The sequence below is a fragment of the Chitinivorax tropicus genome, assembly GCF_014202905.1.
In the GTDB taxonomy this organism is placed as follows: Bacteria; Pseudomonadota; Gammaproteobacteria; order Burkholderiales; family SCOH01; genus Chitinivorax; species Chitinivorax tropicus.
The window spans coordinates 113,478-125,112 of sequence record NZ_JACHHY010000016.1; the positions used below are offsets into that span (position 1 = coordinate 113,478).

The window sequence follows — 11,635 nt, forward strand, 5'->3', positions numbered from 1 at the left end:
ACAAAGATTTTCATCAGCGCATTGCAGATCGTTCACTCTGCACGATGGTGCTGGGTTTGAATGCCGCCATGTGATGGGGCGGTCGGCGGTGTGACAGCCATGGCGGTCACGGCAGTGTTGGAAAACATGGTACGCGATCTGGTGCCATCTTATCAGATGCGCGCAGTTACTCTTGTCGCATCCAGTGATCCAGCGCTTCGATCAGTGCCTCGCCGGGTCGGTCTTGAAACACCCCCAGTCTGCCATCAGGGGTGACACCTCGTAGGAAAAGGTAATACACGCCACCAAAGTGGGTTTCGTATTGATAGCCGGCGATGCGTTGGCCAAGAAAGCGGTGCAAGGCCACGGTGTAGATCAGGTATTGTAAATAGTAGTGGTGCTGGGCCATGGCCTGAAGCAGCCGGTCTGCGGTGTAGTCGGCCAGGCGCGGCCCAAGCCAGTTCGATTTCCAGTCCAAAATGTAGTAGCGGCCATCCTGCTCGAACACCAGATCCATGAAGCCTTTCATGTAGCCTTCCACCTGTTGGAAGCTGAGTCTGTTCAGGGCATCGATGAATACCTTGGGCAGTTTATGGCTTTTCTCGCGCAGCACTCCGCGTAAGCCCGCCATGTCGAACCGGCGCAGATGATAGGTGAATTCCAGTTCCGCCATCCGCCTGTTGGGTGTAATGGTGTGCAGGCGAATGCTGCCCGGTGTATCCAGCATCAAGCCCAATTGAGGAATGGTGCCTTGCATGGGGCTGTCAGGCGGGGGCAGGCAGGCATTCAGCACGGTGTGCACCATGTCGCATACAGCGGCTGTCCAGCCCGTATCAATGCCGTGGGCCGTCAGTTGCGTGCTGACATGCTCGGCCAGCGCCGCATCATCTTGCCGGGTGAATTCCCAATGCTCGAAAACCGCATGCAAACATGTGCCAGGCACCGCCCCGCGTGGAAAGTCGGCCATCGGATGGTCACTGACCGGTCGCACCAATGGCTCGACAACAGGTGATACGGCATCGTGATCGGGGGCCTCGTGTGCAATCACTGGCCCATGGCTGGCAATCGCGGAAAAGCTGGACACTCGCCAGCGGGCAGCCAAGGCCCGCTTCAGGGTGGCTGCCTGTAAAGCAATGGCTGGGCTGGGGGCGGGCTGGTAGCGGGCGTCGTTGATATCTGCGGTCAGGATGTCGGTTGCACCATCTGTCCGCGCAGCAAAACGCTCGACATCCAGCAGAATCTGCTCACGGCTGATGCCCGCCAGGCGTTCACGGATGCGGGCCAGCAAGACCGGCCCAGGCGCCTTGCCAATATCGGTGGGTGGGTGCAGCAGCCAAGCCAGCGCCGAGGTATGTAAACCCTCGCTGGGTTTGTCGTCATTGCTGGTGGCAGAGGGCGTGTCGATCTGCCCCCAAACCACGTAACAGCGGTGCTTGGCACGGGTCAGCGCTACATAGAGCAGGCGTAGTTTTTCCGCCAAACGCTCCCGACTGGCCATGCGTTTGTGCTGGTCGATGTCGCCCAGCCCGAAATTGAGCCGCGCCCTGCCTTGCTCATCGTGAAAGGCGATGGCGCTCTCGTTGGGGTGCATCAGCTTGCCATCCCATAAAAATGGACAGAAGACGATGGGGTATTCCAAACCCTTGCTGGTATGGATAGTGACAATGCGCACCCGGTCGGCATCGCTCTCCAGCCGCATCAACTTCTCTTCACTTTTTTCAGGCTGGGCGCATTGCTGCTCAAACCAGGCCAGGACGCTGTCCAAGCCCGCCCGTCGGCGGTTCTCGACCTGGGTCAGCTCTGCCAGATGCAGCAGATTGGTCAGTCGACGTTCACCATCGAAAAAGGCCAGGACGCGTTGCGACACGTTGTATTGATCCGGCCCTGGTTGATCCAGCCAGTCGCGGAACATATGCATGAAACCGTGTTCACGCCACAACCTATGCCAATGGGCGAATCGTGCCAGCCATTGCTCCCACAACTGTTCCTGGTCTTGCAGCGCGGCGATCTGCGCGGCATCCAGTCCCATCAGCTCTGTGGCCAGGGCTGCACGTAGCAAGGGCTCGCGGGCAGGCTGCAGAATGGCTTGCAGCACACATAACCATTGGCGAGCCTCGGTGGTGGCAAAGACACTGTCCTGCCCTTGGCGCACGCTGGGCACGCCCCGGGCGGCCAGGGCCTCATGGATCAGACTGGCTTGACGGTGTGAGGGCACCAGCACCGCTATGTCCCCACCACCCAATGGGCGATCCACGGCCCGGCCCTGCTCTTCACCAGCAATACGCGCCTGGCCTTGGGCGGCCAGATTCAGCAATCGGACGATTTCGCTGGCTGTGCTGGCTGCCGCTTGGTGGTTGGCGTCGGTCTTGCCCCATTTGGTGGGGGCTTGTTTGTCGGAGAAGGCTTGGGGCAGCATCAGAAAGCGGAACGCGGTGGCTGGGTCGCCAGGCACCACCAGTTCAGCGCGTGATTTTTCTGCGGCTTGTACGCCTTGAAAGCCAATGCCCTCATCCAGAAACGGCAGTGGATTCTGTTTGGCGGAAAATAAAGCGTTGACTGCCCGCACCAGGCCCGGCAGTGAGCGCTGGTTGGTGTTCAGCGTGTATTGCGCATCAGTGGCTTGGCGGGCAGCCAGATAGGTATAGATATCGGCGCCGCGAAAACTGTAGATGGCCTGCTTGGGATCGCCCACCAGGAACACTGGCAGCGCCTGCCCCACATACACATGGCGGAAGATGTCATATTGCACCGGGTCGGTATCTTGGAACTCATCGATCAGGGCTGCGCGATAAGTGTCGCGGATATGTTCAGCAAGGTGTGGGCCATTGTCACCGCGCAACGCTTCGGCCAGCTTGTTGAGCAGATCATGGTAAGACAGTTGCCGACGGGTTTGTTTGCTCTGCACCAAAGCTGCATTGCAGTGTGCCAGTAGGCGGTTTTTCAGCTTGGCCAGCCGGATCTCGAAGCTGCTTCGCATCGCATCATGCGCTTCACGCACCGCCTCGAACAAACGGAACACAGGGTGGCTGGGTGGGGCCAGCTTCTTCTTACGCTTGTTGAAGCCCTGATACAGCCCGCTGTCGCTCAAAGCCAACGCTGCGTTGGGCACCGTGCTGGGGGGCTCAGCCACCCAGGTATCCAACTCATTGATCAGCGCCTGTAATTTGTCGCCTTTATGGCTGGTGTTGAACCCCTCTTGCTCGTCGAACGCCAGCAATAGCGCCTTGGCGGCATCGCCCTCTTCAAACCACCCTTCGTGGGCAGCATTCAGGGCATTGTGCAGCTGGGCCTGCAGCGTAGTGTTGTCGGCAGGCTCCTCCATGTCGATCAGCGACAGAAAATCCTGTTTGCCGATATGTGGCGCAATGTCCAGCAGCCAGCTGTCTGGGGTCTGTTGCTTGTCGGCCAGCCAGGCCGCCCACGCGCCGGTGGCCTCACCCACCTCACGCCGCCAGAAATCAGCCACAGCTTCGATCAGCAAACCATGTTCATCGGTCAGCAACTCGGCGTCGAAATCAGTACCGCTCTCAAAAGCGGCATCCCGTAACACACGCTGGCAAAAGCCGTGGATGGTATGAATCGCCGCATCATCAAAACTGCTGATGGCGCGGGTCAGGCGGCGTATGGCCAGATCCTGCTCACCGGTATATTGGTCGATCAGCGTCTGGCAGAAGCCATCTGCGCTATGCCCTTGCTCAAAGGCCCGTAGCATGGCGACCAGCCTGGCCCGCACCCGCTCACGCAGCTCGGCGGTGGCCGCTTTGGTATAGGTGACCACCAGAATCTGATCGACTGTCAGCCCATGTTCCAAAATCAAGCGGGTGTACAAGCCAGTGATCGTCCAGGTTTTACCGGTGCCGGCACTGGCCTCGATCAGCGATACCCGATCCAGCGGCACCGTGAACACATCCAAGGGCAAAACGCTGTCAGGCATGTTTGGTCTCATTCATTACCGCCAGCAAGGGGGAATACAGCTGAACAGCCAGGTGGGCAAAGTGTTCATCCAAGGGGTCGGTGGCCCGCCAGGCGGCTTGGTACCAGATGTTTTCTGATTCACCGAAATGCAGATTGAATCGTGTCTCCGGCGCATCCCATTCCTTACGGGCATTGATCAACGCACGCTCTGCTGGCTGCTCGCGGTGGATGGCCTCAGCATAGGCATAACTGGATTTGATGAAGAATGGCAGCGGGGTGTGCAGCCCTTGCCAGTAATACGTCAGCAGTTCACCCAGCAACGCATCGGCATCTTCGACGGGCGGTAGATGAAGCGTGCCATCCAAGCCGATCAGGCGGCTTTCCAAGGCCACCCCGGCTGGGGCGCTGGCACATAAAGCCAAGTGCTGTAGCCACAGCTGGAAGCGATCACGGGCTTTGATCACGTCGGTCGAGTGCTGCACGATGCCTGCGGGCGTCACGCCGTGCAGCCAGCCTGTCAATGTCAGGCCATCGCGGCTCAGGCGCAGCAAGGGCGGGTCGATGGTAGGCAAGCCTTGCCAGGGTGCCAGTTTGTGCGCCAGGCCTTGCATGGTCTGCGACTCCTGTTGCTGCAGGTGCAGGCCATATTCCCCCGCAGGCAACAGCCCGCTGGCCGTAGCCAGTAGGCGGCCCGTCTCGGGCTGTTGCTTTTGTTGCCAGTCGAGCGCCAATTTGCGGATGGCTTGTTTGCTGCGCCAATCCAGTGCGAAGGGCTCGCTGGTTTCGAGCCGGTCGTCAGGCTCGCTCAATTTGAGCTTGAGTCGTTGCCGTAACAGATAGCGGGCCGTGTTGGAAAAAAAGGCGCTCAGCTCGGATAGCTCCAGCGTTCGCCATTCCGCATCGGCGGGTGCCAAGGGCGCTATGAACAACGGTCGGGTGGCTTGCTCGCCCTGCCCTGCATGCTGTGCGGCCTCACACCAGCGCTGGTTGAATGATTGCACGGTGCTGGCGGGCTGGAAATAGCTGGCATTGAAGGGTTGCAATGGGTGCTCCACCACGACTTGTTGGCGGATGCGCGCTGCCTGCTCATCTGGCGCCAAACTTGCATCCTCCAGCCGATGGAAGCCCACGCCAATGGTATCCAGTAAGTCCGCGACCAATACCGAAGGCGGCAGCTCGCTGTTGTCCCGTTGATCGCGCCCCATATAGCTCAGGTACAGCACCTGCCTGGCGGAAACCAATGTCTCCAAGAACAGCCAGCGGTCGTCCGCTCGGCGCGAACGATCCCCACGCCTGGCATGGCGGGCGATCAGATCAAACCCCAGCGCGGGTTGGGTGCGAGGGAACGCACCGTCGCTCAGCCCTAGCAAGGCAATCACCTTGAAAGGCAGGCTGCGCATCGGCACCATGGTGCAAAATGTCACTGATCCGGTCAAAAAGCCGGATGAACCTGCTGTGCCATCAAATTGTTGTGTCAGCCAGTTTTGTACCACCGGCATCGGAACAGCCTGCCCAAACGCTGCATCACTTGCCAGCTCACGCAATAGCTGTAGCGCCTCGCGAATGCGCAGGACGATGGGCTCCTCCTCTTGGCTGGGGGTAAACAATGCATCCAGCAATTTTCCCAGCCGATCTGCCCAATCGGACAAGGTGGCGGGCTGTGCCAAACGATCGGCCCAGTCGAATACGGTTTCCAACAGATAAGCCAAGCGCGCGGCCAACTCGGCCCGGCTGCCTTCCAGATCGTCAAATGGCAGCGTCTGACGCCAGAGCGGTACGCCCCCCCCCGCTACAGCCGTTGGCAATGCTGCGCCCAATATCAAACGATCCAATCCTGCACGCCAGGTATTTTGGTCGATGGCGGGCAGATCCAGCGATGCTTTGTGTGCCCCATCCCGCGCCCAACGCACGCGTGTTGCTTGCAGCCAATCGTGTAATGTCGGCAGCTCAACTTCTTCAATGCCGAATTTGCGCTGAATCGCTGGTATTTCCAACCAGCCCAATACTTCATCCAATGTAAAGCGCGACTGCGGCAAGTTCAGCAGGCCCAGCCACAACTCCAATAGTGGCGACTCACTGCGCATACCTCGGTCGGCAATGGCGTACGGCAGATAAGGCACGCCATCCCTTGCAGCAAATACCGCCTCGATATAGGGCGAATATTGCTCAATGTCGGGCGTCAATACTGCAATATCGGCGGGTTGCAAGTCGGGGGTGTCGCGTAACAAGGCCAGCAATTGATCATGCAACACCTCGACCTCACGCATGGCGCTATGGCACACATGTACCTGCACTGATCGATCCAAGGCGGGAATTGGCAGCTTGTTGGCCTCATCACGCCATGTCAGGGTCAGCACATCATGTTGCAGATGCCCGAGCAGTGAATCCATCGATTCATGATTGGGCTGGAATAGATCATTTAAGGTCGGCATGGCAGACAGCTGATCAAAAAAATCGCGCCCCTGCCGCCCCAGCCTCGCCAGTAAAGGATTGCCGACATCCAGGTATAGATCCGACGACTCAGCCATCACCCCGGCTTGCTGACCAACATCCCCCCAGCTTTCTGCGCACGGGTTCAGCGCAAAAAAGCACACATCGATCTGCTCTGCCAGCTGCTCGAACACCTGCAGATACACCGGCGGCAAACTGGTCATACCAAACAATGTCAAGCGCTGTGGCAAACGCTGCTTGATCGCGGGCTCCTGCAGTGCTGCCATCAGGCGCTCCATCAGCCGGGCGCGGTGGCTGGCCTCGTTTCCGCTCACCATATCCCGCCACAGCTTGGCCTGCCAACCCTCGTCCTCGCCCAGCCCAAGTAGCCTGCCTTGCTCCCACGCGGCTACCCAGTCGGCACGGTAGACCAAGTACTGATCAAAGATATCCGCAATCCGATGCGCCAACTGATAACGCCGCAATACATCGCCACGCGCAATGAATGTGGCCAAACGCGGCGCCACCGCCAGATTCGCCGGGTCGCTCAACCAATCCAGCACCCGCCAGCACAAAACCTCTGGCGAAAACACCGAGCGCCTTGGCAAATCCCCCAACGCCGTTGTCAGCAACTTCCACATGAACGATGCCGGCAGTGGGAACTGCATATTCGCGCACACCCCATGCCGCTTCGCCAACTCGAACCCGATCCACCGCCCCATCCCCTTCGACTGCACCACCACCTCCTCCGATAAGAACGGCGATGTCAATGGGCTGGAGGTGACGACAGCAGAAAGCAGCTCCAGCAAGGTTTCCAAGCGATTGGATTGGTAGAGGTAGAGCATAGACGTGATATTGACTTGATGAGACTATTTTCAACTGTGGTGGCCGTGAGCACAAGGTCGGCTGGGATTGGGCATGGTGTAGTGTGTTACCGATTCCACTACGTCAAGTCTGGTTCAGGGCTATATCAGCACGATTGGGTGTAGCATCCGCACAAATTGTCAGGCGATGGTGATAAGTACGCGATATGCTCAAACTATTGTCAATGCCAGTCAGACTTCTGCTATGTCCGTCACCCCTTCCCGCCAGATTGTGTATCAGATTTTCCCAGAGCGTTTTGCCATTGGCCGTGGCCTGACGGGGAAGGAGAAATTATCGCAGGCTGCCTATCAACGCCCAGGAAATATCCTGAAGGCAGATTGGCAGGCCAGGCCCGCTGAGGATGATGCGGAGCTCAAGCAGTGCGGGCAGGTGTTCTATGGTGGGGATTTGCAAGGGATCACTGAGCGGCTGGATTATATTCAGGAGAGCGGGTTCAACACGCTTTATTTCACGCCGATTTTTGATGCGCCCTCGAATCATAAGTACGATGCGATGGACTTTTTCCGCATTGATCCGATGTTCGGTGATGAAGCTGCGCTGAAGCGGTTGATCGCTGAGTTGGATAAGCGTGGCATGGGTTTGATTCTGGACGCGGTGTTGAATCATGTGAATTATCAGCATCCATGGTTTTTGGCGGCCAAGCGTGGTGAACAGCCATATCGTGATTTTTTCACCTTTGATAAGGCCGGAAATCACCTGTGTTGGTGGGGGCATCCGTATCTTGCGGAGCTGAACCTCGACAATCCGGAGCTGCAATCCATTTTGTTTGCGGGCGAGCGTAACTTCCTGTCGCACTATCTGGAGATGGGCATCACGGGCTGGCGTTTTGATACAGCGCAGGATCTGGGTATGAAAACGGCGGAGCGCATTCGCCAAAGCATCCATCGACGCTTTCCTCATGCTCAGTTGCTGGGGGAATTGATGAGTTATGCCGGTGGCTGGGTAAATGGTCGTGGTTACACGGGTATGATGAATTATTACTTCCGTGAGGCCATGCTGGCGTGGTTAGCCGGAGATATCGCCCATCAGCAGGCAAATGCCGCCATGCGTGAATATTATGATGGCTATGGGCATGAGGGTAGCCTGAATAGTTGGCTGATGCTGGGTAGCCACGACACCATGCGATTGAGAACGGCGATTCCAGATGTTCGCTTGCGGCAGCTTGCGGTTGCTGCGCAATTCACCCTGCCGGGTATTCCGTTGGTCTACTATGGGGACGAGAATGGCATGGAGGGTGGGAACGACCCGGACTGCCGTCGCCCAATGGTGTGGGATGAGGCTCAGTGGGAACGACCGATGCGAGATTTCATCCAAACATTGGTTGGTATCCGTGAGGCGAATGCCGCCCTGCAAAATGGCAAGTTGATGATGCTGGGTGAAAAGCAAACCGGCAATGCGTTGATCTACTTGCGTTACACCGATGTACCTGGCCAGCTGGCGCTGGTGGTGCTCAATCTGGGGGACGCGCCATTAAGGGAGTTGGTGTTCATTCCCTACCCACACCTATATAACAGCGTGCCTTTAAGAAATCAGCTGGCACCTGGTAATGAGATCAAAATGGGTGGCGGGTGCATTTGGGTGGAGGCCCCGCCAAAAGGCGTGGCCATTTATACACCTTTCGAGCCCCACGCTCATTTCCGCTTTTATAAAGAACGGAACCTCGTTGTTTGATGATGCCTTTGTGGTGAATGGATAATTGTCAGACGTGGATCTCAGCCGCCGATCAAGCATTGGCGGACTGCTGGAAACCGGTCGACAGTGATGATGTGAAGCCTAGGCTGGCTGCAGCCAAGCAATATCTACGATCTTCACTCGGCTGAAGACCCATATCAAAGCGGAGCACGGTGACCCAAAGTGCGCTGATCCGGGTTACCGATTCAATAGTTGTTGTGCCAATTGCCCAAGAGTTTTGACGGCCTCCTCCACTTTGGGCGAGAAAACATGGCCGGCATTGAGTCGTAGGCAGTTACGTAGCCCATCGCCCAAGGTGAACAACTCCCCTGGCGCACAACCGCTTCCTTGCTGCACTGCCAATCGGTTCAGCTCTACGGCATCGATTTTCTGTGGTAGTTCGACCCAAAGCAAGTAACCACCCATTGCACAAGATACACGTGTCTCGGCAGGAAAATGATCGCAGACAGCGGCGCGTAGCGCATTCAGCTGTTCGGCCAATTGTCGACGCAATCTGCGCAAGTGAGGCTCATAGTGACCACTCTCCATAAAAGCTGCATAAGTGCGCTGGATGAGCAATGGGACACCATCCATCGTAGCAGGCTTGAGAGCCTGTAAGCCCAGGCGGTAACGTCCGGCCACGATGTAGCCAAGCCCTAGTCCTGGTGCCAGGGTAATGGAGAGCTCGGAGCACAGAATTACATTGCCGTTTCGATCAAATGCTTTACAGGGCTTGGGCCTTTGCTCGCTGTTGTAAAACTCACCATATGTGTCATCTTCAATCAGCGGCACGCCATGGTGCTCCAGTAACGCGACCAACTTCCGTTTGTTGTCATCGCTCATCAAGCTGCCGGTTGGGCTCGCAAAATTGGCGCTGACGATACAAGCTGCAATCTTTTGTTGCTGAAGTGCCTGGGACAACGCATCCAACGAAATCCCGTCACAAGGATGGGCAGGGATTTCCAATGCTCGCCTGGATAAAGTCTCAAGCTGTTCTTGTAAAGGAAGTGAAGATGGCGCGGCAATCGCGACGATATCGTCTGGCTTGGTCAACAGTCGAAGACTCAAGCCCAGCGCATCAACAACACCGTTTGTGATAATAATGTCATCTGCCTGCCAGATACACCCCGCCTCCACACCACGCCTAGCAATTTGCTGCCGGAGCTGCTCATCACCTGCATCAAATGCGTAACGGGCCAATAGCGTCGGATCGCGCCTAGCCTGATAGGTCATGAATTTTTGAATCAGCTGATTGGGGAACAAGCTGGGCGACAAATTGGCCAGCCCCAACCAGTCACAGTGGCTAGGGTGGACGAACTCCAATAACCGCTTCCGCTTGTTCGATATCTCCACCAACCTGGGCTGGCTGTGATACTCCCCGCTCAACTGCTGTGGTAACGGTCTCGCCTGGATCTGTCGTTTGACGTAAAAGCCAGCACGAGGCCGTGCCTCAATCAATCCTGCGTCCTCCAGCAAATGCAACGCATGTGTCACTGTTGCCGGGCTGGCATCATGTAATGAACACAACGCCCGCACTGACGGCAGCTTATCCCCAGGGCGCAGGCTCCCTCCACTGATACAGGCCGTCAATTCTTCTGCGAGCTGGGCATAACGTGGCGCGTTGGCAGGTGCATTCATATATTTGTCAACTATATAGACTGATGGAAGACGATTGCTGATAGCAAGATCGACTATACGAGCACCACGGCAAGATATGAGGGCCAACATGGTGGCTCTTTATTGGCATTGTATTAACCTGCCCCGTTTCATGTTGCTTGATCATGAGCATCTGAGTCCATGGCTACCATTGCCAGTATCAGACAACAATCGAAAATCGCCAAAGGCTCAGCCCAAGACCACAGAACCCGCAGCCTACAAGCCCTCCAGCCCCAAGACCATACAAACACCATAACAGAATACATGATTTGAATAGCCTGTATCTAACAGACTCAATAGCCTCTCCAAAGGAGGATTTACCGTAAATGGATTCTGTTCATATACTCAAACCGAGCTTACACAGCGAGGAGCTATTAAAGTGGGTTGGACAGCGTGGGTGGCAGTTGGGACAGGAGCAGCACTTGGGGCCTGGTTACGGTGGGTGCTAGGAAGCTGGCTCAATCCAGTATTTGCAGTAGTACAGTTAGGCACCCTGGCTGCAAACTTATTGGGGGGATATCTAGTCGGGCTGGCTGTGGCGGGCTTTAGCCATATTGCGCCGTTGCCATCAGAATATCGACTATTCGTAGTGACTGGATTCCTAGGTGGACTGACCACGTTTTCCACGTTTTCCAGCGAGGTCATTGATCTCATATTACGTGAACAACTGGTATGGGGCTTTGCTGTGGCAGGATCACATCTGCTGGGTTCGTTGCTGCTTACCTGGTTAGGCATTCGGACCATGAACACCGTGCTGATGTGGATTTCCTAGCTGCTACCATCTGGCTGTAGCACCGCATTGGGTCCGCAGATCAACCATTTTGAACGAGACAAACAAAAACCGAATGGTTTGGAGGTTTGCAAAAAAGGTTTCATTTCAACTTGATAGTACTGGATAGTCCCTTGAAAAGCGCTTCAGGCCTCAATGTTTTGAAAATAGTGCTTGACGTGTATGTCAGGAATCTCTAAGATTCACCTTCTCTGCTGCAGCGAAACAGCGCGGCAATGATCTTTAACAAAAAATACAGTCGATAAGCGTGGGTGCTTGTGGATGGGTTGCCGGACTGATGTCTGGTTAATCAAAGAAATAAAGTACTCA

The 11,635-nt window shown here is 56.3% G+C and carries 5 protein-coding genes; 2 read left to right on the top strand and 3 right to left on the bottom strand.

Annotated features, from left to right (window positions below; all coding sequences use genetic code 11):
- Positions 1-166: 166 nt before the first annotated feature.
- A complete protein-coding gene (gene recB, locus HNQ59_RS13210; RefSeq protein WP_184040226.1) occupies positions 167-3,913 on the bottom strand; it encodes an exodeoxyribonuclease V subunit beta in 3,747 nt (1,248 codons plus the stop codon).
- Positions 3,906-7,169 carry an exodeoxyribonuclease V subunit gamma gene (recC, locus tag HNQ59_RS13215; protein WP_184040229.1) on the bottom strand — a complete coding sequence of 1,088 codons (3,264 nt, stop codon included), beginning with the start codon at positions 7,167-7,169 and terminating at the stop codon, positions 3,906-3,908. Before recC ends, recB begins: the two co-directional genes overlap by 8 nt.
- A gap of 223 nt (positions 7,170-7,392) precedes the next feature.
- Between recC and HNQ59_RS13220 the strand changes: the two genes are divergently transcribed.
- Positions 7,393-8,880 (top strand): glycoside hydrolase family 13 protein, encoded by a 1,488-nt coding sequence (locus HNQ59_RS13220; RefSeq protein ID WP_184040232.1) that lies wholly within the window; start codon positions 7,393-7,395, stop codon positions 8,878-8,880.
- Between the two features lie 198 nt (positions 8,881-9,078).
- Here the strand turns inward: HNQ59_RS13220 and HNQ59_RS13225 are convergent, their stop codons facing one another.
- On the bottom strand, positions 9,079-10,518 hold the full coding sequence (locus HNQ59_RS13225; protein ID WP_184040234.1) for an aminotransferase-like domain-containing protein: 1,440 nt from the start codon (positions 10,516-10,518) through the stop codon (positions 9,079-9,081).
- Between the two features lie 415 nt (positions 10,519-10,933).
- Between HNQ59_RS13225 and crcB the strand changes: the two genes are divergently transcribed.
- On the top strand, positions 10,934-11,308 hold the full coding sequence (gene crcB / locus HNQ59_RS13230) for a fluoride efflux transporter CrcB (RefSeq protein WP_343074278.1): 375 nt from the start codon (positions 10,934-10,936) through the stop codon (positions 11,306-11,308).
- Positions 11,309-11,635 lie beyond the last annotated feature (327 nt).